The 25,682-nt window shown below is 68.0% G+C and carries 21 protein-coding genes and 1 tRNA gene; 12 read left to right on the forward strand and 10 right to left on the reverse strand.

The window, feature by feature from the left end; all coding sequences use genetic code 11:
- Positions 1–21 precede the first annotated feature (21 nt).
- The 4 genes from MMF94_RS04595 (at position 22) to katG (ending at position 3,733) form a co-directional block, all read left to right on the forward strand.
- The gene (locus tag MMF94_RS04595) at positions 22–537 is read left to right on the forward strand and encodes a DinB family protein (RefSeq protein ID WP_241034970.1); all 516 of its coding nucleotides are present in this window, start codon (positions 22–24) and stop codon (positions 535–537) included.
- 28 nt (positions 538–565) lie between these two features.
- Positions 566–865 (forward strand): hypothetical protein, encoded by a 300-nt coding sequence (locus MMF94_RS04600; protein WP_241034971.1) that lies wholly within the window; start codon positions 566–568, stop codon positions 863–865.
- Between the two features lie 181 nt (positions 866–1,046).
- Positions 1,047–1,481 (forward strand): Fur family transcriptional regulator, encoded by a 435-nt coding sequence (locus MMF94_RS04605; RefSeq protein ID WP_241034972.1) that lies wholly within the window; start codon positions 1,047–1,049, stop codon positions 1,479–1,481.
- Positions 1,482–1,531: 50 nt separating this feature from the next.
- Entirely contained in the window at positions 1,532–3,733 is a 2,202-nt protein-coding gene (gene katG, locus MMF94_RS04610; protein WP_241035048.1) for a catalase/peroxidase HPI, read from the forward strand.
- A 65-nt stretch (positions 3,734–3,798) separates the two neighbouring features.
- Here katG and MMF94_RS04615 read toward each other — a convergent pair whose 3' ends face one another.
- Positions 3,799–4,209 carry a nuclear transport factor 2 family protein gene (locus MMF94_RS04615; protein WP_241034973.1) on the reverse strand — a complete coding sequence of 137 codons (411 nt, stop codon included), beginning with the start codon at positions 4,207–4,209 and terminating at the stop codon, positions 3,799–3,801.
- Between the two features lie 132 nt (positions 4,210–4,341).
- Here MMF94_RS04615 and MMF94_RS04620 point away from each other — a divergent pair, with 132 nt between their 5' ends.
- Entirely contained in the window at positions 4,342–5,142 is an 801-nt protein-coding gene (locus MMF94_RS04620) for a helix-turn-helix domain-containing protein (protein ID WP_241034974.1), read from the forward strand.
- Between the two features lie 39 nt (positions 5,143–5,181).
- Here MMF94_RS04620 and MMF94_RS04625 read toward each other — a convergent pair whose 3' ends face one another.
- Positions 5,182–7,893 (reverse strand): helix-turn-helix transcriptional regulator, encoded by a 2,712-nt coding sequence (locus MMF94_RS04625; RefSeq protein ID WP_241034975.1) that lies wholly within the window; start codon positions 7,891–7,893, stop codon positions 5,182–5,184.
- Positions 7,894–8,125: 232 nt separating this feature from the next.
- On the opposite strand from MMF94_RS04625, the gene MMF94_RS04630 reads away from it, so the two are divergent.
- The 3 genes from MMF94_RS04630 to MMF94_RS04640 all read left to right on the forward strand — a co-directional run bounded on the left by MMF94_RS04630 (position 8,126) and on the right by MMF94_RS04640 (position 11,373).
- Positions 8,126–8,668: a TIGR03086 family metal-binding protein gene (locus tag MMF94_RS04630; protein WP_277398646.1), complete on the forward strand. Its 543-nt coding sequence runs from the start codon at positions 8,126–8,128 to the stop codon at positions 8,666–8,668.
- Positions 8,669–8,956: 288 nt separating this feature from the next.
- Positions 8,957–10,357 carry a hypothetical protein gene (locus MMF94_RS04635; RefSeq protein ID WP_241034977.1) on the forward strand — a complete coding sequence of 467 codons (1,401 nt, stop codon included), beginning with the start codon at positions 8,957–8,959 and terminating at the stop codon, positions 10,355–10,357.
- A gap of 110 nt (positions 10,358–10,467) precedes the next feature.
- Positions 10,468–11,373, forward strand: a complete 906-nt coding sequence (locus MMF94_RS04640; RefSeq protein ID WP_241034978.1) for an LLM class F420-dependent oxidoreductase — start codon at positions 10,468–10,470, stop codon at positions 11,371–11,373.
- A 79-nt stretch (positions 11,374–11,452) separates the two neighbouring features.
- On the opposite strand, the gene MMF94_RS04645 is transcribed toward MMF94_RS04640, so the two are convergent.
- The 5 genes from MMF94_RS04645 to MMF94_RS04665 form a co-directional block, all read right to left on the reverse strand.
- On the reverse strand, positions 11,453–12,214 hold the full coding sequence (locus MMF94_RS04645; protein ID WP_241034979.1) for an AraC family transcriptional regulator: 762 nt from the start codon (positions 12,212–12,214) through the stop codon (positions 11,453–11,455).
- Positions 12,215–12,327: 113 nt separating this feature from the next.
- Positions 12,328–13,149 (reverse strand): alpha/beta fold hydrolase, encoded by an 822-nt coding sequence (locus tag MMF94_RS04650; protein ID WP_241034980.1) that lies wholly within the window; start codon positions 13,147–13,149, stop codon positions 12,328–12,330.
- A 72-nt stretch (positions 13,150–13,221) separates the two neighbouring features.
- The gene (locus MMF94_RS04655) at positions 13,222–14,622 is read right to left on the reverse strand and encodes a methyltransferase (RefSeq protein WP_241034981.1); all 1,401 of its coding nucleotides are present in this window, start codon (positions 14,620–14,622) and stop codon (positions 13,222–13,224) included.
- A gap of 151 nt (positions 14,623–14,773) precedes the next feature.
- The gene (locus MMF94_RS04660; protein ID WP_241034982.1) at positions 14,774–15,988 is read right to left on the reverse strand and encodes a cytochrome P450; all 1,215 of its coding nucleotides are present in this window, start codon (positions 15,986–15,988) and stop codon (positions 14,774–14,776) included.
- A 731-nt stretch (positions 15,989–16,719) separates the two neighbouring features.
- Entirely contained in the window at positions 16,720–17,559 is an 840-nt protein-coding gene (locus tag MMF94_RS04665; protein ID WP_241034983.1) for an arylamine N-acetyltransferase family protein, read from the reverse strand.
- Positions 17,560–17,600: 41 nt separating this feature from the next.
- On the opposite strand from MMF94_RS04665, the gene MMF94_RS04670 reads away from it, so the two are divergent.
- A complete protein-coding gene (locus MMF94_RS04670; protein ID WP_241034984.1) occupies positions 17,601–18,224 on the forward strand; it encodes a TetR/AcrR family transcriptional regulator in 624 nt (207 codons plus the stop codon).
- 232 nt (positions 18,225–18,456) lie between these two features.
- Positions 18,457–18,954 carry a DUF6790 family protein gene (locus MMF94_RS04675; RefSeq protein ID WP_241034985.1) on the forward strand — a complete coding sequence of 166 codons (498 nt, stop codon included), beginning with the start codon at positions 18,457–18,459 and terminating at the stop codon, positions 18,952–18,954.
- A 61-nt stretch (positions 18,955–19,015) separates the two neighbouring features.
- Here the strand turns inward: MMF94_RS04675 and MMF94_RS04680 are convergent, their stop codons facing one another.
- Positions 19,016–20,548 carry an NCS1 family nucleobase:cation symporter-1 gene (locus MMF94_RS04680; RefSeq protein ID WP_241034986.1) on the reverse strand — a complete coding sequence of 511 codons (1,533 nt, stop codon included), beginning with the start codon at positions 20,546–20,548 and terminating at the stop codon, positions 19,016–19,018.
- A 761-nt stretch (positions 20,549–21,309) separates the two neighbouring features.
- Here MMF94_RS04680 and MMF94_RS04685 point away from each other — a divergent pair.
- Both MMF94_RS04685 and MMF94_RS43260 read left to right on the forward strand, forming a co-directional pair.
- Positions 21,310–21,942, forward strand: a complete 633-nt coding sequence (locus MMF94_RS04685; protein WP_241034987.1) for a hypothetical protein — start codon at positions 21,310–21,312, stop codon at positions 21,940–21,942.
- A 64-nt stretch (positions 21,943–22,006) separates the two neighbouring features.
- A complete protein-coding gene (locus MMF94_RS43260; protein ID WP_277398647.1) occupies positions 22,007–22,192 on the forward strand; it encodes a helix-turn-helix domain-containing protein in 186 nt (61 codons plus the stop codon).
- Between the two features lie 254 nt (positions 22,193–22,446).
- Here MMF94_RS43260 and MMF94_RS04695 read toward each other — a convergent pair.
- Together MMF94_RS04695 and MMF94_RS04700 are read right to left on the reverse strand one after the other, a co-directional pair.
- A tRNA-Met gene (locus MMF94_RS04695) sits at positions 22,447–22,523 on the reverse strand.
- A 132-nt stretch (positions 22,524–22,655) separates the two neighbouring features.
- Entirely contained in the window at positions 22,656–25,640 is a 2,985-nt protein-coding gene (locus MMF94_RS04700; RefSeq protein WP_241034989.1) for a UPF0182 family protein, read from the reverse strand.
- Positions 25,641–25,682 lie beyond the last annotated feature (42 nt).

A 25,682-nucleotide genomic window follows, 5' to 3' on the forward strand; every position in this document is an offset into this window, starting at 1 on the left:
GCGTGGTGCCAGGATCCAGCGGTGACCACCTGGACATCTCCGGCCCCCTCGCCTGTCGACGGGCCACTGACGGGCGAGGACCGGCCCATCCTGGAGGGCTGCCTGGCCGAACAGCGCGCGACCTTGCTCAACGTGTGTGCCGGCCTGACCGCTCCGCAACTCGCCGCACGCCCGGTGCCGCCCTCGACCTTGTCGCTGCTGGGGCTGGTTCGCCACATGGCCAAGGTCGAACGGATCTGGCTCAGGCAGCGGGTGGCCGGCCAGGACGTACCGTCGCTGCACGGCGGCGCGGGTGACGACACGGACTTCCACCGGGCCGACCCGGCACGCGCCGAACAGGAAGTGCAGGCCCTGCGCGAGGAGTGGCGGCTGGCGGACGAGGCGGTCGCGGGGGTTCCGTTCACCCACGAGATCGACTTACGGGGCGACCCGATGTCCTTGCGGATGGTCTACGTGCACCTGATCAGCGAGTACTCGAGGCACAACGGTCATGCGGATCTTCTGCGCCAGGTGCTCGACGGGGTGACCGGCCGCTGAGTCCGACGCCCCGACCGCGGTGCGCACGGTGCTCGTCCGGGGAGCGTTCGCGCTGCTCGATCTCTACTCAGCGGGCAACGTCGTCGAACTGGCCGCCATGGCGGTCTCCGACCCGGTCGGAATCGCGATGCGTTTTCTGGCCTGTCTCGTCTTCTTCCTGGCCGGGGCGGCCGGATACGGTGCACTCGCCGTGTCCTACTCGCGCCGCACGCACGCCAGCCGCAGCCACGCGGTGCTCGGTGTCCTCGGCGCGCCGCTCCTGCTCGCCGCGCTGCTGATCGCCGCACCCGCGGCACTGGCGGCGATGGGCCTGCTCCCGAGCCCGTGAACGGCAACGCGTGGGCGTGCCGCTGCGCCGGATCGCCGTCGTGACCTGCAAAGATGCGTGCCCCACGCCTTCGGCACCCCCGGCGGCCACCCGGCGTTCCCTTCCCGGCCGAACACGAGGCCTCGAGCCGACACGCGCCCGATTCTTGAACTATTCCAGAAAATAGGCCAGACTCCGGGATGTGCCAACGACCTCGGACTTCGAGCGCATGTTGCGCGGGGCTGCTCTGCGTGTGACGCGTCCTCGGGTAGCGGTGCTCTCCGCGGTGCACGACCATCCGCACGCCGACACCGCCTCGATCATCGGAATCGTCCGTGACGATCTCGGTGAGGTGTCCCATCAAGCCGTCTACGACGTGCTGGGCGCGCTGACCACTGCGGGCCTGGTGCGGCGCATCCAGCCACCGGGCTCCTTGGTGCGTTACGAGGCGCGGGTCGGGGACAACCACCACCACGTCGTGTGCCGGTCGTGCGGTGCCATCGAAGATGTCGATTGCGCCGTCGGCACCACGCCCTGCTTGACCGCGTCCGATGACCACGGCTTCGCGATCGACGAGGCCGAGGTCGTCTACCGGGGCCTGTGCCCCAACTGCTCCAGCGCAGCGCCCACCCTGTGATCCCGGAAGGAAGTCCCTTGTCTGACGAGCACGTCACTGTCGAGAGCAAGATGAACAAGGAGGAGGCGGAGGGCTGCCCGGTCCACGCCGGACGCCTTGGGCACCCGACCGAAGGCGCAGGCAACACCGACTGGTGGCCGAACCAGCTCAACCTGAAGATCCTCCGCAAGCACTCCGACGTCGCCAACCCGATGGACGCGGACTTCGACTACGCCGCGGAGTTCCAGACCCTTGACCTGAACGAGCTGGCCAAGGACGTCGACGAGATGCTCACGACGTCGCAGGACTGGTGGCCTGCCGACTTCGGCCACTACGGCGGGTTCATGATCCGGATGGCGTGGCACAGCGCGGGCACCTACCGCGTCGACGACGGCCGCGGTGGTGCGGGCGCCGGTATGCAGCGCTTCGCCCCGCTGAACAGCTGGCCGGACAACGGCAACCTCGACAAGGCGCGCCGTCTGCTGTGGCCGGTCAAGAAGAAGTACGGCCGCAAGATCTCCTGGGCCGACCTGCTGATCTTCACGGGCAACCGCGCCCTGGAGACCATGGGCTTCACGACCTTCGGCTTCGCCGGCGGCCGCGCCGACGTCTGGGAGCCGGACGAGGACGTCTACTGGGGACCGGAGCGCACGTGGCTCGGCGACGAGCGCTACACCGGTGACCGGGAGCTCGAGAAGCCGCTCGGCGCCGTCCAGATGGGCCTCATCTACGTCAACCCGGAGGGCCCGAACGGCAACCCGGACCCGCTGGCCTCGGCCCGCGACATCCGCGAGACGTTCGGCCGGATGGCGATGAACGACGAGGAGACCGTCGCCCTGATCGCCGGCGGCCACACCTTCGGCAAGACCCACGGCGCAGCCGACCCGGACAAGTACGTGGGCGCCGAGCCCGAGGGTGCTCCCCTCGAGGAGCAGGGCCTGGGCTGGAAGCAGAGCTTCGGCACCGGCAAGGGCCGGGACGTGATCACCAGCGGCCTCGAGGTCACCTGGACCTCTACGCCGACCAGGTGGAGCAACGGCTTCTTCGACAACCTGTTCGGCTACGAGTGGGAGCTGACCAAGAGCCCCGCCGGGGCCTACCAGTGGCAGCCGAAGGACGGCGCCGGAGCGAACACCATCCCGGACCCCGAGGACGGCACGCTCAACCGCACCCCGACGATGCTGACCTCGGACCTGGCGCTGCGGGTCGACCCGGTCTACGAGCAGATCTCGCGGCGGTTCCACGAGAACCCGGACCAGCTCGCTGACGCGTTCGCCCGGGCCTGGTACAAGCTGACGCACCGCGACATGGGCCCGATCCAGCGCTACCTCGGCCCGCTGGTCCCGCAGGAGGAGCTGCTCTGGCAGGACCCGGTCCCGGCCGTGGACCACGAGCTCGTCGACGCCTCCGACGTCGCTGCGCTCAAGCAGAAGATCCTCGACTCGGGTCTGTCGGTCTCGCAGCTCGTCTCCGCCGCATGGGCGTCGGCCTCGACGTTCCGCGGCAGCGACAAGCGCGGCGGGGCGAACGGCGGGCGCATCCGCCTCGAGCCCCAGCGCGAGTGGGAGGTCAACGACCCTGACCAGCTGGCGCAGGTGCTGCGCGCTCTGGAGAGCGTCCAGCAGGAGTTCAACTCCTCCGCGACCGGCGGTAAGAAGGTCTCCATCGCCGACCTCGTCGTGCTCGGTGGCGTCGCTGCGGTGGAGAAGGCCGCGAAGGACGCCGGCCACGACGTCCAGGTGCCGTTCACTCCGGGACGGACCGACGCGTCGCAGGAGAAGACCGATGTGGACTCCTTCTCCCACCTCGAGCCGACCGCCGACGGTTTCCGCAACTACCGCGGGAAGGGGCACCGCCTGCCGGGCGAGTACCTGCTCGTCGACCGGGCGAACCTGCTGAACCTGACCGCGCCGGAGCTGACCGTGCTGGTGGGCGGCCTGCGGGTGCTCGGCGCGAACACCGGCCAGTCCACGGTGGGCGTCCTCACCGACAAGCCCGGCACGCTGACCAACGACTTCTTCACGAACCTGCTCGACATGGGCACGGAGTGGAAGTCGGTGGCGGGCGACGAGGACACCTTCGAGGCCCGCGACCGTGCCACGGGCGAGGTCAAGTGGACCGGTAGCCGCGTCGACCTCGTCTTCGGCTCGAACTCCGAGCTGCGCGCGGTCGCCGAGGTCTACGCGAGCGACGACGCCAAGGAGAAGTTCGTGCGCGACTTCGTGGCTGCGTTCGACAAGGTCATGAACCTCGACCGTTTCGACGTCGCCTGATCTTCGAGTGATCTGCGAAGGGCCCTCGGGAGAGTGGGGTCTCCTGAGGGCCCTTCGCACTGCCGCTAGTGATGGGCTTGTGGGTCGAAACCCTCGGGAGCACGGTCGAGGAACGAGGTGACGGAACTGATCAGGCCGTCCGCATCGATCACCATCACGTCGGTTCCGGTGGCGAACGACTTCCCCTCGCCGGTGACGATCTCCCACTTCAGCCGAGCACGATCGTTGTGGGTCTGTGGGTTCTCCCGAGCGTGGAACGTCGCAGGGCCGACGTGGTCGATGAACTGCGTACGGAAGCCCGTCAGCGCCGCCGGTCCGCTCAGAACGCCGACCGGCGCGGTGTACTGCACGTCGTCGATGAAGGTCATCGACGCGAGCCGCTGCTGGTCCTCCGCCGTATCCGCATTCCAGAACGCGACGTAGCGCTCGACGGCCCGCTCGTTGCGAGTGCTGGATGCCACGGTCGTGTCGGTCATGTGATGTCTCCTCTGCCGAAGGTGCTCCTACGCGGCCGCAACCGCTCCAACGAGCGTGGGGCGACGATCGACGCCTGTCGATGACCTGCGAGATCATTGCCACGCGACGGCCCCGCGCGGCAGCCTGGCCACATGACCGCCACCACCGAACCGGTCGGGACGTTGGTTCGCCGCTGGCGGGAACGTCGCCGTCGTTCGCAGCTGGACCTGTCGCTCGCGGCGAACGTCTCGGCCAGGCATCTGAGCTGCATCGAGACGGGACGCGCGAGCCCGAGCCGCGAGATGATCGCGCGGCTCTGCGAGGAGCTCGAGGTTCCGCTGCGAGAACGCAACGCGTTCTATCTGGCCGCCGGCTTCGCCCCGGTGCACGCCGAACGCGCATTCGCCGATCTCGGCGAAGCACGTGCCGCGGTCGAGTACGTACTCGCCGGCCATGAACCCAACCCCGCGCTCGCCGTCAACGTGCACTGGGAGCTGCTGGCCGCCAACCGCGCCGCGTCCGCATTCCTCGGCGATGTGGCGCCGGAGCTCACCACGCCGCCGATCAACGTCCTGAGAGCGACATTGCACCCCGGCGGGCTCTCCACGCGTATCCGCAATCTCGCACAGTGGCGGGCACATGTTCTGCGTCGAGTCCGCCGGCAACTGGAGCGAACGGCATCGCCCGGCCTCGCCGAGCTGTTGGCCGAGCTGGAGAGCTACCCCGTGCCGAACGGCGTGGCTGCCTCGGACGCAGGTAGGGGCCGGGCGGGTGACCTCGTGATGCCGATGCAGATCTCGTCCGAATACGGCGACCTCGCGCTGCTGTACACGATGACGGTGTTCGGTTCACCGCGAGACGTGACCCTCGACGAGATCGCGATCGAGACGTTCTTCCCGGCCGACGCCGCCACCGCGGCCGCACTCCGGGCCATGGCCACGGCACGCGGATGACACGCGGAAAACGGAGTTGGACATCCTCGGTTCGAGACGTCAGGTCTGGAGCTGCGTGCGAGAGCTGATACCCAGCTTCCGGAACACCTTTTTCAGATGCCACTCGACGGTTCGAGCGCTGATGAAGAGCCGAGCGGCGATCTCGGGATTCGTGAGGCCCTGACGCACGAGGCGGGCGATCTGGGCTTCCTGCGCGGTGAGCTCGCTGCTGATCTCGAGATTCCGCTTGCGGACCTGCTCGCCCGTGGCGAGGAGTTCGCGTTCTGCGCGCGCGGCGAACGCCTCGGCACCCATCGTCGTGAACATCGCGTGGGCGGTGCGCAGCTGCTCGCGCGCATCCACCCGGCGGTGCCCGCGGCGCAGCCATTCGCCGTAGAGGAGGTGGGCACGGGCGAGCTCGCTGCGGATGCGGGTACGGCCCAGCCGGTCGATCGCCTCGCGGTAGTCGCTCTCGGCAGCCGCGCCGTCGAGCACCAGCGCCTGTGTGCGGGCCGCGAGCCCCAGCGCCCAGTCCGCGCCGCACGCGCGACTCAGGTCGCTGAGCCGTCGCAGAGCAGCGGTGGCGCGCTCGGCCTGCCCGCAGCGGACCGCTCCCTCGACGAGCTCGGCCAGCGTTCCGCGGATCAGCAACCCGTTCTCCCACGGACACCCCTCCGTGGCCTCCGCGGCCAGTGCCAGCGCCTCCTCGGACCGGCCCATGCTGTTGTGCAGCACGGCCTGCCCCCAGGTCATGAAGGTCAGCCCGACTCCATCGCCCCGGCGAAGCATTCCCGCACGGACCATGTCGGCCAGGTCGGCCACCTCGGCCTCGCGCCCCTGCCATGCGGCCAGCACCACGGCACCATGGGGAAAGAGCGGGCTCCCGGTCGCGTCACTGACCGCCGCGAGCTCCGCGAGCAGCGACGCAGCCGCGGACAGCTCGCCCATGAGCACGTGCAAGAGGATGCGTGAGGTCAGCGCGATGGGAAGCTCGCTGAGCGCCCCGGCCTCCCGGGCGAGCCGAACGTGACGGGCGGCAAGCACCTCCCAGGTCTCATCGTCCCCCAGCTCGGCAGCGGTCCATTGGGCGTGCACGAACCAGCGCAGCCCGTCCTCCTCGGTCATGCCCGGGCGGCGGAATGCGAGCAGCAACCGCTTCAGCTCCGAGACCCCGGCGGCGGGCCCCTCGGCGTACCGCTTCGCCATTCCGTCGAGCAGAAGATCGGCCGGTCGAGGAGGCCGCGCCGCGGGAGGCGCCGACCGTGCCGCCTCGGCCACCTCACACACACTGACGCCGGCCGACGGGCCGGCGAACTTGGCGGCCCACAGCGCATCGAGGTAGGTGTCGCGCGCCAGCCGCACATCGAGCGGCTCGAGCTGCTTGGCGGCCTCGAGCAGCAGGAGGGGTGCTTTGCTGTCGCGGTTCGTCGTGAAGGTGATCTGGGCGCACAGCACGTCGGCGTGGGCGCGCTGCAGCCGGTCGAGCGGCCCCGTCATCGCGACGGACAGCAGCTCCAGGGCGACGTCAGAGGCACCAGCCTGATGTGTGGCCTGCGCCGCGGCCAGCGCCCGGGCGGCCCGGCGGGGAGGCTCACTCGTCAGCTGGACAGCGCGTTCCAGGAAAGCGGCCGCAGCGGACAGACCACCCCTCGCCCGCGCCCTCCCGGCGGACCGCTCGAGATCCGCGGCGACATCCTCGTCGGGCCCGGACGCCGCCTGGGCACGGTGCCAGGCACGGCGATCCGGGTCGGCGTCGAGATCGATCGCCTCGGCCAGCGCCCGGTGCGCGACGCGCCGCTCCTCGACAGAGGCCGTTCGGTAGATCGTCGAGCGCAGCAGCGGGTGCCGGAAGCGGGCGCGCGTGCCGATCTCGAAGAGTCCGGCCGCCGACGCCGGTCCCGCGGCCTCAGGATTGATGCCGAGCAGCTCGGTGGCCCGCCACACCAGCAACGGGTCGTCGAGCGGCTCTGCCGCCGCGACCAGCAACAGCATGCGGGTTTCCGCCGGGAGCGGTGTCAGCTGCCTGTGGAAGCTCTCCTCGATCCGCCTCGGCAGCGGGGCGGCCGACCCGAACCCGCAGGTCAGCTCCGCGAGAGTCAGCCCGCGTGGTAGCTCGAGCAGAGCCAGTGGGTTGCCTCGGGTCTCGGCGATGATCCGGTCACGCACCCGCCGGTCCACGAGCCCTGGTAACGCGGAGCGCAGCAACTCCCGCGCGTCGGCGTCGGACAATCCCGAAACCACCAGCTCCGGCAGGGTGGACGACGGCTCATCGTCCGGCGCCCCCCGTGACCCGAACACCAACGCCACCGACTCCGCGACGAGCCGCCGTGCAACGAACGCGAACACCTGTGCAGAGGCACGGTCGAGCCACTGCGCGTCATCGACCACACAGACCAGTGGCTGCTCCCTGGCGACCTCGGCGAGCAGCCCGAGCACCGCCAGACCGACGAGCAACCGGTCCGGCGCTCGCCCGGCCACCAGCCCGAACGTGATGCCGAGTGCCTCACGCTGCGGATCGGGCAACCGCCCGAGCCGATGCAGCATCGGTGCGCACAGCTGATGCAGCCCGGCGAAGGCCACCTCCATCTCCGACTGGACGCCCGCGGCGCGCTCCACCCGGCAGTCCACCGCCTGGGCGACCACGTAGTCCAGCAAAGCCGTCTTGCCCACGCCCGGCTCGCCACGCACCACCAACGCCCGGCTCTGACCTGCCCGAACGGCTATCAACAGCCGGTCGAGCACCTCACACTCGGCATGCCGGTTCCGCAGCATCGGACAGGACCTCGACTGTGCAGCTCGTCATCGCACCACCTCGACAGCGGCGGCCGCCGATCGGGCCGCCACAACCGAGCGTAAAGAGAATTCGCGCTGCAAGGCGCCGGTAATGCCAGGTGTATACCGACCTGCCGATTTGTCACCGACAATCGGGCGCTCGCGAGCGATGAATCCACGGCCCGTCGACGGTCAGTACTCCAGAGCATGTCCGCTGTCCCAGGAGGAGTCCATGATCGACCTGACGCCGGCCTGTCGCCGGATGATCGACCTGCTGGCAGGGGTTGCCGATGACCAGCTCGGTCTTCCCACCCCGTGCACCGAGTACACCGTTGGCAACCTCATCGAGCATGTCGACCAGGTGTCTCACGGCTTCAGCACGCTCGGGCATCAGGGCACAGGCTCCGAGGCGGCGGTCACGCAGTTCGGCCCCGGTTGGCGGGATACCGTCGCCCAGCACGTGCAGGAGCTCGGCAAGGCGTGGGACGACCCGATGGCCTGGCAGGGCAGCACCAACCTGTCGGGCCTGGAGCTGACCAACGAGCTGTGGGGCAAGATCGCTCTCACCGAACTGGTCGTGCACGGCTGGGACATCGCCAAGGCGACCGGGCAGCCCTTCGACCTGCCGGAACCCACGCTTCGAGCATGCCTCGACCATGTGGCCGTATTCGTCCCGAAAGCGCCGATCCCGGCCCTGTGGGATTCGCCGGTGGACGTCGAACCCGGCGCCACGCTGATCGAACGTATCGTGGCGATCACCGGCCGAACCCCGTAGCCCGCCACCGGCCACTCGCCCAGGGGTGCTCCCGCGCATTCCTGGAGCCCCTCTGGCCGGTCGCCGCTGCGCGGTTGTAGCAGCTTCGGTACTACCGCCTACACGACCTTGGCTTTCGATCCGCCGAATCGGATGGTGGGTGGCACGGAAACCCCCGACGAGGCCACCTGCGGCCCGACGATCAAGAGTCTGGCGGCGGCACTCGTGCGGATTCAGCCTGGCGAGGGTGGCTGTGTCGACGGGGTCCAGACCGCGAACACGCTTACCCCACCAACGTAGGAAGACATTTTGACCATATCCCGAACCGTTGTCGATGACGAACTTCTCGTCTTCCCGGTGCAGGATTCCTGGGCCACGATTCCCGCAGATCTCCGCCACGAGTTCCTCACTCGCCGAACCGAATCGACCCGTCCCCACCGAGGTCAGAGGACCGGCGGCATACGCTGGGAGCCTCTCCGTCCGCTGATCATCGAAGAACGGGCCTACCGGCATCTCGAGACGCTGGCGGCCCGGCTGCTGCACCTGGCGGTGGACGCCTGTTGTCGCCGTGCCTCGACAGCGGGCGAGTTGTACGAGCTTCTCCGCTTCCCCCATGACCTCCCGCTGCTGGACCCTGATCGACCACTGGTAGCCGCCGAACTCACCCGGTACGCGCGTCCCGACCTGCTGATCGAGCAGGGACGCCCCCAGTTCCTCGAGCTCAACAACAGCAATCGGCTCGGCGGCATGGCTTTTTCGTCCCGACTCGCCGAGGCCTACGCCCAGCTGTGCCCGAAGAGTGGCCTGTACTCGCCGCCCTCCGCGGTGACGGCGCGTTTCGCGGCAATGGCCCGAAGACCGCGCACCGACAACGGTCGGGACACATCGGCACGAGCGCTCATTCCGTCGTACCGGGCAACCGACCGAAGCCGCACCGTCCGGCTTCACAGAGCAAAACGGGCCACCCTCGACGCTGTGCGGCGGACGGGCCTCGACGCGGTGGAGGCCGACCTAGCCGACCTGCGCGTCGGCGCCACCGGCCGGCTACTCGCTGCCGGCGTCCCGATCGACGTGGTGCTGCTCGAGTGGGGCGGCAATCGCATCAGGCACGACGACGGCGGGCTCGCCGCTCTGCGCGCCGCCGACCGCGCCGGGACGGTCGCCCTCTTCCCGCGCACCGAGTCGGCTCTCATCTCCTCGAAGGCGGTGCTCGCCTGGCTCCACGAGGACTGTGAAGCGGGCCTGCTCAGCCCGGCCGACGAGCACCTCGTCCGCGCCCACGTTCCGTGGACCGTCTGCCTGGGCCTGAACGGGGACTCGTCAGTGCCGCCGAACGTGCTGTGCAAAGCCGCCGCCGAGCGCGAGCAGTTGATCGTCAAGCCTGCGGTCGACAGGGCCGGCAAGAACGTGTTCTTCGGCCGCCGAGCGTCGAACGATGACTGGCTGCCTGCTCTCGTCCGCGCCGCTCACAAATCCCCGTTGGTACTGCAGCGCCGGGTCGAACCCGATCTCGTGCCGATGCCGTTCCTCGACCCGGACTCCAGGCAGCAGGTCACCGCACAGGTGCCGTACGTGCTCAGCCCGTTCGTCATCGACGGTGCTGCGGCGAGTGTCCTCGTGCGCCACACGACTCCGGGCGCCCCGATACGGGACGTGGTGATCGACACGCGTCTCGGTGCCCGCGCCAACACGGTCCTGCTCGCCCCGTAGCTCCGCGCGTGGATCCTCGATCGCCACAATGAAGCATTTGTTCGCGATGTTCCGATAGTCGAGGTCGCCGGCCTTGCTGGACGCCGGAAAATGATAAGTAAGCTGCCACTGTGAGCGCCCTCTCTGACTCCCAAAAAATTGACGAAAAGGGACGAACCACGCGCCCGTTCCGATTCGGCGTCGGCATACTGAAGCCCGGATCGCGGTCGGACTTCCAGAGCACGGCACGGCGGGCCGAGGAGCTCGGCTACGACATCCTGCAGATGCCCGACCACCTCGGAATGCCTGCGCCGTTCCCGGCCCTGGTGTCCGCTGCCGAGGTCACATCGATCCGCCTGGGCACCTTCGTGCTCAACACCAGCTTCTACCGCCCCGCCTTGCTCGCACGGGACATCGCCGACACCGACCAGCTCACCGACGGGCGACTGGAACTCGGACTCGGCACCGGCTACCAGCAAGCCGAGTTCGATGCGGCCGAAATGCCGTTCCCGAGCGGCCGAAAGCGCATCGACCACCTGGAACACACCATCCGGGAGCTTCGCCGCCTGTTCGCCTCGGCCGACCACGTGCCCGCGGTCCGTCAGAAGCCGATTCCGCCACTACTGATCGCCGCCAACGGCGACCGCATGCTTCGCCTCGCGGCACGGGAAGCCGACATCGTCGGGTTTCCTCTCACCGCCGGTATCAAGCCGGGCACCGAGCCGGAGAAGGCCCTCGCCGAAAGGGTCGAGTTCCTCCGCGATGCCGCGGGTGAACGCGCCGACGACCTGGAGCTCAACCTGTTCATCGCCACTGTCACAGTGGCGCCTGACAAACCCGACCTCTCGCTGTTGCAGAAGGTTCTTCCCAGCTTCAGCGACGAGCAGATCCTGCAGCTGCCCAGCGTTCTCGTCGGCTCGGAACAGCAAATCGCGGAAAAGCTGCAGCACTATCGTGAGACCTACGGAATCAGCTATTTCGCGACCGTGGACGACAGCATGGAAGCGTTCGCCAAGGTGATCCCCCACGTGCGCTGACGACCGCCGAGGCGCCTCCGAGCGTCTCACGGTGGCCCCTCGCCGCGTCGATGCAAAGAAGAGCCTGATCTCCACCCGCTCAACGGCCCGGCGATGAACCCGGCCACGCGACGTCGTCGATCCCGAGCCACGGAGCAGCTGCCACGGCCGTGGGCGTCAGCCCGGCGAACTCCTTGACCTCGCGGTGGAGGTGGGACTGGTCGACGTAGCCGCTCTCGGCGGCGACGTCGGCGGCGGCGTGACCCGCCGCAAGAAGGTGGGCGGCGTGGTCGAACCGCACCAGCCGGGCGGCGCGCTTGGGCGTGATGCCGAGCTGGGACCGGAATCGGGACCACAGGCGTTTGCGGCTCCAGCCGACCGCGTCCGCCAGGCCGTCGACGCGCACCCGCCCCCGGCTCGTGAGCGTCCGGCGCCATGTGTGGGCGACCTCTGGATCGACCACCGCGCGGTTGCCCAGGCGTCGGGCGAGGATTTCCGTCGTGATCGTGAACCGCTCGTCCCACGACGCGGCCGCGCACAGCCTCTCCTCTGCACGCCCGGCGTCGCGGCCCCAGACATCTTCGAGGGATACCACCGTGCTGCTGAGCTCGGAGGTTGCGCCGAGCACCGTGGCCGCTACGGCCGGCTCCAGCCGGATCTGGAGGAGGTCGACCCTCGCCCGGCCGCCTACCCGAAGATCGCCGGGGAGGAGCCCGACGACGACGCTGCCACGCTGCCGCCGGCCGTTGATGTCATAGACGGGACCTTCTCCCTCGCTCAGATCGATGAGAAGGGTGACGGACGGGTGCGCCACCATGGCGATGTTCCCGAACGCGGGGACCCGTTGTCGGAACCCTGCCATGCTGATCCCCGGCAGCCGAGTTGACGGGCGCGGCACTGCGACGTCCACGTCCGACCACGACCAGCTGGGTGGCGTCATGCTCGACAGCACATGGCCAGGTTAAGCCTCGCCGATCACGGGCAGGTGTCAGCGCCCGTTGCCGTGAAGCCCAGCAGCAGTTTGCTGGTGGTCTCGGGTTCTTCGAAGATGGGCACGTGCCCGATGCCGGGCAGCAGTTCGACCCGCGCACCCCGCACCGCGTCGTACTGGTGCGCCGACGCCGGATCCCAGCGCGGGTCGGCCATGCCGAAGAGCACCAGCACGGGGACGTCGAGGGCGGCGAGACGCGACGGCACGCTCCGCTCGGCGATGTACGCGTGGTTCCCCCGCAACACCGACCGCATCGCGCGGTACGTGGTGCCCCGCAGCTCGGCGACCACGTCGTCCGGGATGTCCACCGGGCGGGCGCACGTCGCGTTGATTCCTCTACGCGTCGTCGCGTCCGAACGCCTCGACCACAGGAACGGACCGAGCGGCGGGGCCATCAGGGCCCGGAGGATGAGCGGTTGCGGAAGGATCGCATCGATGCTCGGGCCGGTGCTGATCAGCGCCAGCGACGTCACCAGGTCGGGGCGCTGTTCGGCGAGAGCGGTGGCGACGTAGCCGCCGCTGGAATGCCCGACCACGGTGACGGGACGCAGACCGAGGCCGTCGAGAAGCGCCGCCACCCTGGCCGCCTGCGCCGGCACGTCATACGACGGCGGGGGCGGCGACTGGCCGCAGCCCGGGAGGTCGACCCGAATGACGTGATGGTGCGCGGCGAGTGCCGGGACCACTGGCTTCCAGGAGCCGCTCGACGCCCCCGATCCGTGGATGAGCAACAGCGGCGGCGCCTGCCGCGAGCCGTCGTGGACCACGTGCATCGCGTACGAGTGCTCAACGTCGTGCTCAGCCATGCCCGAGAGGTTGCATGGGCCGGCGGCTATCGGTCTTGGACAAATGTCGTCGCGCGGGTTCCGCCATTCTGCTCAGTCCAGCAGCCGCAGTAAGCCGTGAGCACGTTGGCGGGCGTCGGGGAGTTGGTCGGGGCACTCGGTGGCGGCGGCAAGAGCAGCGAGGACGCGGTGGACCACGCAGGCCACGAAAGGCTCATGGCCTGCGGAGCTGATCGCGTGGTCCTTGAGCCGTTGGGCGATGGCCGGGTTGCCGTGAACGGGATGTGCGGGGGTCTGCAGCAGCGCGACGAGGTCGATGACGCGGGTTCCTCTGCCGAAGCCTTCCAGGTCGATCACCGCCGAGAGTCTGTCTCGGCGGAACAACATGTTCCGGAGGGTGAGGTCGCCGTGCACGAAGTCGCCGGTGGGTAGGGCCGGCACCGGACGGGTGATCAATCCGAGAGCCTGACGCGCGAGAGGTAGCACGGTCGGGTGGAATGCGAACTCGGCGATGCCACCGTTGAGGAACGCGGTGATCATGGTCGACCAGTCGCGTACCGGCGCCGGATGCACCCGGGCGTGGAGGTCGACGGCGTCCAACACGTGCTGGAGGGTGCCGAAGTCGAGCGTTGCGCGAGGACGACCGGCGCGGAACTCGGTGAGCAGATAGCTCCGGTCCCGGTCGAGGTGTCCGGTGGCCAGGATCGCGGGGGTGGGGTAACCCATGGCGCGGAGGCGCTCGACGACCTCGATCATCCGGGTCAGCTGGTCTGCCCACCACGCACCGCCCTTGATCTTGAGTACGGCCCGCTTCCCGGTTCGGCCGAGCAGATGCACCGGATCTCCGCCGCCGCCGGCCAGGTGGCCCAGTACGGTCCACTGTCCGCCGGTGTCACGGCCAACGACGCCGAGGTCGGCGGCGTCCACACGAGGTGGCCGTCGGCCGTGAGCCGTTGGTGCGTGCACCTGAAGCAAGCGGTAGCCCTGCTTGGCCGCGGCCCGCCGGGTCGGGTAGCCCGTGGCGTCGAGCCAGGTGTGCAACGAGTCGGCGCCCATGGCCTGTTTGACCACCAGCCAGCCGGCACCACCCGGGACCAGACGGGCCAGCCAGTCCAGCAGGAACCGATGCAGCGCCTCCTTACCGACCTTGATGGGAGGGTTGCTGAACAAGCCATCGAAACGCAGGGCGGCCGGCACCTGTTCCGGCGCCGCCGCGATCACGTTCGACACCCCGAGGGTGGCGGCGTTGAGGCGAACCAATCCCAACGCCCGCTCGTTGACGTCGACCGCCCAGACCCCGGCCCGGGGTTGCCGGCGACCCAACGTCACGGCGATCGGCCCGTACCCTGCCCCCAGATCCACCACCGACGTGTGCACCGCCGGGCGTGGTGTGTGCCGCAGCAGCACGAGGGTTCCCGGATCGACCCGCTGAGCGCCGAAGACCCCGGACGCGGTCGCCAGCTCGGCCGTGATGTCCGGCAACCGAAGGTGCACCACACCTCGCCGCATCGGCGACGACGGCTGCCGCTCCCAGTACGCCCCACCCACGATGTGCTATTTCCCGGGATGAACGGCGTTCCTGCAACCCGATATCCGCGTCCCCGTCGGCACAGGGGCTAGTCGGCAGCGGATCCCCGCACTCGTTTCACGTCGCCTCACGCCGAAACCGGATCGGCAACGTCACAGGACCGGCGATGCCCATCGCGGGCCGCCACGTCGGGTCCCCGTCCAGCTCGATCGGCCCGAGCCTGCGGGCCAGCAGCGGCAGCGCCTCGGCCATCTCGATGCGAGTGAGGTAGGCCCCCAGGCAGTAGTGGATTCCACCACCGAACGTCAGCAGTGGCCGACGGCTGGCGGTGATGTCGAACCGGTCCGCGTCGGCACCGAACGCGTCCGGGTCAGTGTTAGCGGCGGCCAGGAACAGCGCCAGATGGCTGTCGGCCGGAAACGTGACGCCGTCGACCTCGAGATCCTCCGTCGCGATCCGGCTGGTCATCGGGCTGGTCGGAGCGATCCGGATCACCTCGTCGACGGCCTGCGCGGCCAGCTCCGGCTGCTGGGCGAGCATGGTCCATTGCTCGGGGTGGCGCAGGAACATCGCGATCGCGTTGCCGATCTGGTGGCTGGTGGTGTCCTGGCCTGCGAAGAGCAGCGCAGTCACCATCAATCGCAGTTCCTCGGTGCTGAGGCGGCTGCCGTCGGCCTCGGCCGCGATCAGCGCGGACAGCAGGTCGTCCGCCGGCCGCGCGCGCCGCTCGGCGAGCAGCACGTCGGTGGCCGCGTGCAGGCCCGCGAGCGCCGCCTCGATCCGCTCCAGGTTGGCCGCGGCGGTGAAGCTGAATGCCAGACCGAGATCGTTGGACCAGCCGCGGAACGCGTCGTGCTGCTCGCGCGGAACGCCGAGCAGCTCACAGATGACCCGGGCCGGGTACCGGTCGGCGAACGCCTCCATGAAGTCCACGCGCCCGGCGCCGTAGAAGCGGTCGACGAGCTCGTTGGCGATCTCGCTCATCCGGGGCCGCAGCTCAGCGATCGCGCGAGGTGTGAACGCTCGGCTCACGAGGCGGCGCAGCCGGGTGTGATCGTCGCCCTCGACGCTCAGGATGACCGAGTTCAACCACTCCACCAGTGGGCCCTCGGTGATCCCCTGGGCGGCGAGTATCTGGTAGGAGCCCTGACGCAGCCGGCGGTCGGCGAGCAGCTCCGTGACCTTGTCGTACCGCAGCGCGGCAAAGCCCATCGGCGTTCGTGAGCACCAGTGCGTGGCGCGGGCCGCCCTGACCTCCTCGCTGTCCGAACGGAACTCCGGATCCATGATGTCGAGATAGGGCAACGCGGGCGAAACGGCGGGGATCGTCAAAGTCGTATCTCCTCACGCGATCATGATCTTTCCGACCGCCTGCACGCCCGTCCCCTCGGCGACGAAACGCACGCAGCAACCACTGCCCTCGAGCGACGAGAAAACGGCAGTGACCGGAGCGGCTTGCGGCGGTGCAATGCCCGATTTCTCGCACAAATCGAGGACTGATCCCGATTTGTTCCATCTCGCTGCGAGGAGTGGCGACGCTGCCATTGGTGGGACGACACCGGACGTCACGCGGTCTGCGCCTTCTGCGCCGAATGGTGCGGAGAGCGTGACCAGTACGCCACCCCGATCGTACCCCGCCTCACGGAAACTCTCGACCAGATGATCTGGGTGGCTACGCATCATTGACCACCCGTCCTGGCACTACCGCAAGGCTGTCCACGTGGTCCTGTCGCCGGCGGGCGACAATGCGCCGAGCCTCTTGCTGCGCTATGGCAAACCGCATGGTCGTTTTGCGGCCGGGAGACCCGGATCAGGACTTCGCTCGCTCAGATGCACCACCCGTCCGCCATCGAGATGACCTGTCCGACCATGAAGTGGCTATGACCCTCGGGAGACATCTCATTCAATCCGCCGGCCACGGCGACACGACTCGTCCTCCGAGGCAGACGAATGAGCACGAACGACAGGTAGCCTGTCCGTAATGCCAATCCCTAGTACCGCTCCCCCACGCTGACCCGCGCTCGGAGCTGCAGCAGGATTCATCAATTGACCGGCGCCAGTCGTCATTTCCGCGGGTTGTTCTCGACGCGGGCCTGCCAGAGGTCGTCCTGGACACCGGCTTTCTCCCAGAGACGCGCGACTCCGTCCGGCCCGAGGTCATCGAGCGGGATCAAGAGCCGCTCGGAGAGCACGTCGGCGAACTCCTCGACGCTGCTGACCGTCCAGGACTGCCTGCTGTTTGCGCCGAGCCGTCGCACCGTGCGTGACAGCAGCAGCAGCGTGGCGTCGGCGACGGGACGAGCGGCGATCAGCGTGGTGACATAGGCAGAGTCGGGCGATGTCGACAACTCGTGCGAGCGACCACTGAACTCGGCGAGTTCGCGCGGGCGGAGCCTGAAGTCGTAGGACGCGACCGTGCCGCCCGGATGGTGGTGGAATCGCCAGGTGTCCGGGTCCAGTCGCTCCAGCCGATAGGTGAACGCTCCCTGGGTGTGCGAGCCTTCGCGCAGTCGCAACGGTTCCAGGAAGCCGTCTCCGATGCCGGCATCGGCCACCCACCGCTCGCCGTCGAGATCGACGAGCAGCACGTTGTGATTCCCCCACATGGCATCCCCGCGCGTCTCTCGCAAGACGCCACCCTCGACCATCGTCACCTCGAACCCGGCCGATTCGAGGAGGAGCGCGAGCCCGCCGTTCAGCTCATAGCAGTAGCCGCCTCGTCGGCGTCGTACGAGCTTGTCGAGGAGCGCTCCGGGCTCGAGGTTGATCGGCCGTCCGAGCTGGATGTCGAGGTTTTCATAGGGCACCTGGGTTCGCCAGGCGCGATGCAGCCGTCGGAGGGTCTCCGGGTCCGCATGGATGGGTCGGTCGTAGCCGATCCGGTGGAGCAGGCCATCGATCACAAAAGTTAGGCTACATCGAAAATTAGAGGTAGTCTAACTTCGTGACGGAGCCCCGGCCTGGACTCAGAGAGCGCAAGAAGCAACGCACCCGACGTGTGTTGATCGAGACGGCCTACCGACTGTTCGAGCAGGACGGGTACGAACGCACGACCGTGGCCCGGATCGCCGAAGCAGCCGACATCTCCATCGCGACCTTCTTCAACTACTTCCCGAGCAAGGAGGAGCTGCTCTTCCCTGAGGGGACGGACATCCTCAACGCTGGACTCGAGGTGATCGCAGGGCGTTCACCAGAGGACGACCCGGTAGACCTGCTGACCCTCGCAGTCCACGCGATGATCTCCTCTACGAGGACCGGAACCCGCGATCCCGCCTCGGAGCTGGAGACCCGGCGGCTACGACTGGTGATGTCGGTGCCCACGCTTCGCGCGACGATGCTGGAGCGCGCGTTCTCCGCGCTCCAGGGACTCGCCGGCGCCTTACGCAGTGCCTACCCGACGGAGTTCGACGAGGTGGACGCGAACGCGATTGTCGGCGCGGTCTTCGGCGCCGGGCTCGCGGCGGCCTCAGTCAGCATCCAGCAGGGCCAACCGTCAGATGCCGCGCTGACCCGCTCCATCGAACTCATCACACAGGCACTGCAAGCGCTACGGCGCTCGTCCAGCTAGCCAGGGGCACGCTGATCGCAGGGATGCACAACAGCCGTCCCCTGTGGACCTGTGTCGCGAACACGGCTTCGATGTCCTGGATGTCGGCGGACCGGCCGCGCGGCGAGCCACTGTCATTCGAACGTCGATTCACACGGCGGGCCGTGGGGCCGAATGGCCGATGACTACGCGCCGGCTTACGCCTACCGTGGCTCTCTCACCGAGAGCCCCTGTACGACACCAGGGGGTAGCCATGCTGTTCATTCTGTTCGTCATCGGCCTGGTAGTCGCCGCCATCCACCTGTTCCGCGATACCCGTCCACGGACGTCGAGCCGCATCGCCGAGATCGTTCTGCTCTGGCTCCTGGTCATCCTCGTCGGTGTAGGCGGCGTGCTCACCTTTGTCGCACACACCGTTTATGCCGACACCACCGCAGCATCAATCGGCTGGCCCGCCGGCAACCCCTTCCAGACCGAGGTGGCGGTGGCCAACCTCGCCATCGGTGTGCTGGGCATTCTCTGCTACTGGTTCCGTGAGCAGTTCTGGCTTGCCACCGTGATCGGTAACGCCGTATGGCTGCTCGGCGACGCCGTCGTCCACGTCCATCAGATCATCGTGGCCGGCAACTGGGCCCCCAATAACGCCGGACCGGCGCTGTACACCGACATCGCCGTCCCACTCATCCTCATCACGTTGCTGGTGATCGCACGGCGACACGCTCGAAGCCAGGCAAGCGCCAGAGTCGGGTAGGAGCCGCCCACAGAGCTCCTGTCCGACATGCCACAGTGCGCCGGCGCCCGGATCGCGACGCTCAGGGCGGTGTCACGAACCGGCCATGCGCTGTCCGGCCGGGGCGGTTCATCAGCAAATACACCCCGAACCCCACGATGAGGCCGGCCACCCAGCTGTAGTCGTAAACCGGCTTGAGGATCGGGATCAGCCCGCCGGAGGGGAACGGCCCACTGCCGGCCGCCGAGTAGGCCCCGCCGACCGCGACCACCGCGCCGATCACGGTGGCGACCACCGCGCGCAGGTCCCAACCCGAGGTGAACCAGTAGCGTCCATTCTCGGAGTACAGCTCGGCGAGTTCGAGCCGGCCGCGGTTGACCACCCAGTACCCCGCGATCAGCACCCCCGCGACCGACGCCAGCACACCGCCGTAGAAACCCAGCCAGGTAAAGATGTAGGTCTTCGGGTCCGACACCAGGTGCCACGGCTGAATCACGATGCCGACCACCCCGGTGAGCAGGCCCGCGGTGCGGAAGTTCAGCAGCCGAGGCAGCGCATTGGAGAAGTCATAGGACGGGCTCACCACGTTCGCCGCGACGTTCGCCGAGATCGTCGCCAACACCGCCATGACCAGACCGATGATCACCGCGACCGGGCTGGTCAACCTGCTGGCCACCTCCACCGGATCCCAGATCGCCTGGCCGTAGAGCACGATCGTCCCGGACGTGATCACGATAGAGACGATCGAGATGAACGCCATCGTGGTGGGCAGGCCATAGAGCTGGCCAAGAGCCTGGGTGCGCTGACTGCCGCCGAAACGGGTGAAGTCGGGCATGTTCAGCGACAACGTGGCCCAGAACGCGATCATGCCCATGAGCGAGGGCGCGAAGACCCTCCAGAAGTCCGGACCCCAGCCGAGCCTGGACGGTTCGGCGAAGATCGGACCGAATCCACCGGCCTTCACCACGACCCAGATCATCAACCCGAGGAAACCCACCGACACCAGCGGTGCAGCCCAGTTCTCGAAGCGACGCAAGGCATCGATACCCCGCCAGATCAAGGCCATCTGCACAACCCAGAACACAGCGAAGGACAACCACATCGTCCACGGCTGACCACCGAACCCCGCGGCGTGCAACCAGGAATCCCCGGCCAGCGCGCCGACGATCACGAAGATCGCCTGACCGCCCACCCAGGTCTGGATCCCGAACCAGCCACAGGCGATGAACGCCCGCAACAGGGCCGGCAGGTTCGCGCCCCGCACCCCATAGAACGCCCGGGCGAACACCGGGAACGGGATGCCGTACTTCGTGCCCGCGTGACTGTTCAGCAACATCGGGACCAACACGATGAGATTGGCCAACGTGATCGTTCCGAACGCCTGCAACCAGTCCATCCCCAACGCGACCAGCCCGGAGGCCAGCAGATAGCTGGGGATGTTGTGCGCCATACCCATCCACAGCGCGGCGTAGTTGTAGGTCGTCCAGGTCCGCTTGGACAACTCGGTAGGCAGGAGCTCGGAGTTCGCATAACGGCCCCCGGCCAGCGCACTCCGGTCGACAAGATCAACCCGCCCATCCCGCTTGAAGGCCTGCGATCCGAACACATCGGTCATAACAATGGGACTCCTCGTCTCGCAGGGCTCGCCAACCTGCTACTTCCGCAGACCACGCCGAAGCCCCTTCCACACAGCGTTGCCATTCCGGTGGCAGCACGCCATAGCCCGCGGGAAGGATCCGACACCGGAGGATACGTTCACCCAGCTCAAGCCAGTTGACGTCCCACGGCGGTGGCAGTATCGGCGCACAACACTCTCGCCAGGAATTTACGCGCCCACCACACCTCTCAACTAGTTACCGAGGTGGGCTTGGTCTCCGTGGCCGGATTATGGTGTTTCGGCGCGCCGCCCAAATCGTCGCCGACGAGTCGCATACTCGGGTAGGTCAAGAATCACGGGCCGAGCCGGCGTTATCGCATTGAGCTCGGCCCCGACCCGCTGCCGGACAGGCGGCGCCTTGAGCTGGACACGATCCGGCTCGACCTAGACTACGTGCACCTCGGGCAGCAAGGGCGGCGGCAAGCCCATCGGGACGGAGACGGAAACCGACAGGGCCGTGACCACGAACGTGACCATCGGGGCTGAGACACCATTGGCCTCACACCCACTCCCCTGCTTGCCAATGCCGGCCTGGTGGCCTGATGCAGCCCGACGGGGGCCCGCTCCGGTTCGCTCCGGCCCCAGCCATCCGCCATTCCAGTAGCCAGTCAACGTGGTCGGCTTCGTTGCCGAGGCTCCGACACGCGCGAGCCCGCTGCCTCGGGCTCCCCAGGCGGTAACGACCGTGATCGCGGTGCGAAACTTTCTACACTGACCCGATGTGCGACGGCTACATCCTCCTGGCAACCAGCTTCCCAATGGGCCTGAGCAACGCACTGATCGCAGATGCCGAACAGCACATCTTCACCCCGCCGCATCCTCGGGCGGGCGGCGCCTTCGCCATGGCCTCACTCAACGACCAACACGCCGCTCCGCATCGCGCGGCCGCCTGGCTCGCCGAGGCTGCGCAGCGCGAGGGCATACATGACTTCGTCCCGAATGAGGCCAGTTACCAGCGCTACCTCCCCGATGGCAACGGTCTGCCGCCTCATCGCGACCAGCGCTACTACGCCTCCTGCATCGCCATCGTGACCCTGCAAGGCGTCGCAACCTTCGCCATTCACGCCAGCCGAGCGTATGAAGACGTCGTCACGCAGTGGACAACACAGCCCGGCCAGGTGATCCTCCTGCGCGGCTGGCAGGCCGACAACAGCAGGGACCCACGCCCCTACCACCGCATCGACCCACCATTCGGCGAACCCCGTCTGATGTTCCAAGTCCGGCACAACCTCGCCGCGGCCACACCGCCGTCGCCGCTACTCGACACACTCACAAAAACTGAGGTCGACCAGGCAATCCATCTCGCAGCCAGGCCCGCCGCTCCGCGAAGAGAGAATGATCCGCGCTTCTAACGGTGCACCACGCCGCTGGTCGCCCGCGAGCTCGGGATGACCAAGAGGACGCTGCACCGCCACCTTGAGGCACAGGCGGTCAGCTTCGCCGACCGAGCGCTACCTCACCGTCGGCCGTCACACCGTCACCGACGTGTCCGAGCTGTTGGGATTCACCGCGCCGAGTGCATTCTCCCGCTGGTTCCGGAGACCGTTCGGCGTCAGCCCCACCGCGTGGCGCGAGGCCGCCACGAATGTCGCGGCGAACTGACGCCTCACGAGGCCGCCGGCCGGATGCCGTCGCGGAACTCCCCGCGAACAGCGCGCACGAGGGCATCACGGTCCAGATCTACGGACACCGCTCCACCGGGCACTACCGGGAGGCTGCCGAGCTGGTGGCTGGTCTGATCCGACGGAAACTCAACGCCGGTCCGGCGGCCGACGCCGGATAGTCCGTGGTCACAAATCTGGTCACAACTGGCATGAAAATGGCCCCCGGACTGATCGTCCGGGGGCCATTTCCGCTGGTAGCGGGGGTAGGATTCGAACCTACGACCTCTGGGTTATGAGCCCAGCGAGCTACCGAGCTGCTCCACCCCGCGTTGCCGTGTTGCTGTCTTGCATTAAGGACAGTACACCCCCCGGAAACCTGCCTGCATCGGGGGGTCCCCCCTACGGCCACCGCCCCGCCTGCCTGGTGAGGCCGACGGGGCGGTGGGTGGGACCAGCGGAAATCAGCCGCCCGGGCCGGGCGGTGGCGGAGCAGCCGGTGGCGCGGACGTCGCCGCCGAGCCGGCGCTCGACTGCGCCTGCTGGAACTGCTGCACCGCGTTGTCCAGTGCCTGCAGCGCCTGGCCCTGTGCCGCGAAGTCACCGCTCTGGTTCGCCGCCCGGAGCTGGTTGATCGCGCTCTGGATCGACGCCGCAGCCGCGGCGACCTGCGGGTTGGCAGCCGGTGCAGCAGGACCGCCCGGTGTGGCGCCCTGCTGCGGCGCCGGTGGCGCACCTCCTGCGGCCGGCGGTGCTACGGCAGCCCCCGCTCCGGCCCCGAACACCTGGTCCAGCGCCACGGACAGGTTCGCGTCATAGCCGACCCGCCCGTTGTACGACACGAGCACTCTTGCCAGCTGTGGATAGCTGGACTGCTGATTGGCTCGTTCGATGTAGACCGGTTCGACGAAGAGCAGACCGCCGGCCACCGGGAGGGTGAGCAGGTTTCCGTACTCGACGGTGCTCTGCCCACCCCGCGATAGCAGGCCTAGGTCCTGGCTGACGTTCGGTGAACCGACGAACTGCGTCTGCACCTGTTGCGGGCCTAGCGTCTGCGTGTCCGGTGGTAGCTGCAGCACCGTGATCTTGCCGTAGTTGGCCGGATCGGAGCTCGCCGTCACGTAGGCCGAGAGGATGTCCCGGTTGCGGAACACCAGGGCACTCGTGAGCTGGAAGGTGGGCGTGTTGTTCTGTTCCCCGCCGGCTCCCGGTTCGCCCGCCAGGATGTAGTACGGCGGCTGTGGAGCGCCGCCTGCGCCGCCCCCACCTGGCACGGTCGGATCGGAGGGGACGTCCCAGAACGACACGTTGCCGTAGAACTCGAGGGGGTTGTCCACGTGGTAGCGCGTCAGTAGCTCGCGCTGCACCTTGAACTGGTCCTCCGGGTACCGGAAGTGCGCTCTCAGATCCGGGCTGATGGCCGACGCGGGCTGCACCGTGCCCGGGAAGGTCTTCATCCAGGTCTGCAGCACCGGGTCGGACTCGTCGAAGGCGTACAACGTGACCGTGCCGTCGTAGGCGTCGACGGTGGCCTTCACGGAGTTGCGCAGGTAGCTGATGTCCTTGTCGGCCTGCGGTCGTTGCAGCGCCTGCTGGGCATCCGCCGTGGCCTGACCCAGCCCCATCCGTTCCGCATACGGGTAGTTCTGGAGCGTGGTGTAGCCGTCGACGATCCACTCGATGCGCCCGTTGACCACCGCCGGGTAGGGGTCGCTGTCCGTGGTGAGCCACGGCGCCACCGCCTGCACCCGGTCGCGGGGGTCGCGGACGTACATGATCTTCGAGTTCTGGTTGATCGAGTTGTTGAACAGGATGTTGCGCTCGCCGTAGAACAGCGAGAAGACGAGCCTGTTCACAAAGCTGCCGAGCGGCACGCCGCCCTTGCCGTGGTACGTGTAGCTCTGGGTGTCGGAGTCGTACTCCCGCGGCGCCCCGCCCGGCTCGGCACCGACGATCGAGTAGCCGTCGATCAGTTCGCCGTAGTAGATGCGCGGTTCGGTGACGCGCAGGCTCGGCGGAATGCTCTGCGACTCGTTGTTGGTGATGTCGATGCTGGTGAAGTTGGGAAGGCCGCCCTGCCCACCCGCCTCGTCCAGCACGGCGTTCACCTGGTTGGCCGGAGCCACCACGATCCCGTTGCCGTGGGTGTAGACGAGCCGGCGGTTGATCCAGTCGGTCTGGTTGCCCGTGAGGCCTGCGCTGTTCAGCTCACGAGCGGCGACGATGTAGTCCTGTGTCTTCCCGTCGATGTTGTAGCGGTCGATGTCGAGCTTCTGCGGGAAGCCGTAGAAAGTGCGTCGCTGCTGGAGCTGGGTGAACGTGTCGCCCACCTTGGCCGGGTCGAGCAGCCGGATGTTCGACACCGTCGCGGAGTCGTTGCGGACCTCCGCGGGGGTGGCATCCGAGGTGCCGCTGTAGGGAACCTCGGTGACCTTGTCGTCCGTGAGGCCGAAGGCCTGCCGGGTGGCCGCGATGTTGCGCTCGATCGGGACCGCTTCACGCTCGTTGGCATTGGGCGATACGACGAACTGCTGCAGCACCTGCGGCCACGCCGCGCCGATCAGCACGCTGGACAGGATCAGCAGCACGACGGCGATCGCGGGCAGCTGCAGGTTGCGGCGGAAGACCGCGGCGAAGAAAGCGGCAGCACAGATGAGCGAGATGAACAGGAGGATCAGCTTCGCCGGCATCACCGCGTTGAGATCGGTGTAGGTGGCGCCGGTGAAGATGTCACTGCGGTTGCTGAAGAGCAGCTCGTAGCGGTCGAGGTAGTAGGCGACCGCCTTCAGCAGCACGAACACGCCGGCGAGAATCGCCAGCTGGGCGCGAGCAGCCGCCGAGACCTGTCCGGACCTGCCACTGAGCCGGATGCCGCCGAAGATGTAGTGGGTGATCAGCGAGACCACGAAGCAGATGGCCACGGCGACGAACAGCCAGTCCAGCACGTACCGGTAGAACGGCAGCTGGAAGGCGTAGAAACCGACGTCGATGCCGAACTCGGGGTCGGTGACGCCGAACGGCGTGGAGTTGATGAACTGCTGGACGGTCTGCCAGTCACCCTGCGCCGCCAGCCCGGCGATGACGCCGATGATCAGCGGGATGCCGATCGCGAACAACCGCAACCGCTGGATGATCACCGTGCGGTAGCGGGCGATCGGATCCTCCGGCCCGCTGACGGGAACGAAGACAGGGCGTGAGCGGTAGGCGATCCACAGTGACAGCGCCACCAGGCCGCCGATCAGCAGCCCGCCCACGAGGAACTGCACGATCTGCGTGAACAGAACGGTGGCGAAGACGCCCCGGTAGCCGACCTCCCCGAACCAGAGCCAGTCGACGTAGAAGTTGATCAGGCGCGAGCCACCGAGGAGCAGCAGTACCACGATTCCCGCCAGGATGAGCAGGATCCGGGTACGGCGGCTCAACGTAGGGGCTCCCACCGGGGGCCTCATGGCCACAGGGCACGCTCCAGTCTTCGTGGGTCGGGCGCCGGG

It is taken from the genome of Pseudonocardia alaniniphila (genome assembly GCF_022524485.1).
Lineage (GTDB): Bacteria > Actinomycetota > Actinomycetes > Mycobacteriales > Pseudonocardiaceae > Pseudonocardia > Pseudonocardia alaniniphila.

Bases quoted from the DNA above. Each gene is read 5' to 3' on its own strand.
- MMF94_RS04630 (WP_277398646.1), top strand. From the start codon at position 8,126: ATGATCGACCTGACGCCGGCCTGTCGCCGGATGATCGACCTGCTGGCA.
- MMF94_RS04685 (WP_241034987.1), top strand. From the start codon at position 21,310: ATGTGCGACGGCTACATCCTCCTGGCAACCAGCTTCCCAATGGGCCTG.
- katG (WP_241035048.1), top strand. From the start codon at position 1,532: ATGAACAAGGAGGAGGCGGAGGGCTGCCCGGTCCACGCCGGACGCCTT.
- MMF94_RS04625 (WP_241034975.1), bottom strand. From the start codon at position 7,893: ATGCTGCGGAACCGGCATGCCGAGTGTGAGGTGCTCGACCGGCTGTTG.
- MMF94_RS04680 (WP_241034986.1), bottom strand. From the start codon at position 20,548: ATGACCGATGTGTTCGGATCGCAGGCCTTCAAGCGGGATGGGCGGGTT.
- MMF94_RS04615 (WP_241034973.1), bottom strand. From the start codon at position 4,209: ATGACCGACACGACCGTGGCATCCAGCACTCGCAACGAGCGGGCCGTC.
- MMF94_RS04620 (WP_241034974.1), top strand. From the start codon at position 4,342: ATGACCGCCACCACCGAACCGGTCGGGACGTTGGTTCGCCGCTGGCGG.
- MMF94_RS04650 (WP_241034980.1), bottom strand. From the start codon at position 13,149: ATGGCTGAGCACGACGTTGAGCACTCGTACGCGATGCACGTGGTCCAC.
- MMF94_RS04675 (WP_241034985.1), top strand. From the start codon at position 18,457: ATGCTGTTCATTCTGTTCGTCATCGGCCTGGTAGTCGCCGCCATCCAC.
- MMF94_RS04700 (WP_241034989.1), bottom strand. From the start codon at position 25,640: ATGAGGCCCCCGGTGGGAGCCCCTACGTTGAGCCGCCGTACCCGGATC.
- MMF94_RS04645 (WP_241034979.1), bottom strand. From the start codon at position 12,214: ATGGCAGGGTTCCGACAACGGGTCCCCGCGTTCGGGAACATCGCCATG.